At 68.2% G+C, this 211-nt stretch carries 1 protein-coding gene; it reads right to left on the bottom strand.

Annotation, left to right across the window (positions count from 1 at the left end; all coding sequences use genetic code 11):
* Positions 1-118, bottom strand: a 118-nt coding sequence (locus RRF55_RS29230) for an aminotransferase class V-fold PLP-dependent enzyme (protein ID WP_439419487.1), incomplete at its 3' end; no start/stop codon positions are given.
* Positions 119-211: the final 93 nt, after the last annotated feature.

Here is a 211-nt window from a genome sequence, read left to right as displayed (position 1 = left end):
CATTGAGCCAGGCGGCGACTTTTTCGCGGCTGGCCTCGAAGGCCTGGGTGGCGAGTGCGCCGGGCAGGTGCTGGGCCCTGTGCACGTTGGCCGCACCCTGGGTGTAGTAGTGGCTCAGGGCGTCGAGCAGGTGCTGGGGTTTCTGCGTGGTGGCAGCGCTGTCCAGGTAGGTCTGGTGCTGGCGTTGCAGGGCGGCGATGGCAGGGAAGTC

The sequence above is a fragment of the Klebsiella sp. K47 genome (assembly GCF_051858335.1).
Classification (GTDB): domain Bacteria; phylum Pseudomonadota; class Gammaproteobacteria; order Enterobacterales; family Enterobacteriaceae; genus Klebsiella; species Klebsiella pneumoniae.
The sequence above is the reverse complement of the archived record's forward strand: the minus strand, read 5'-3'. Positions and strand labels throughout refer to the sequence as shown.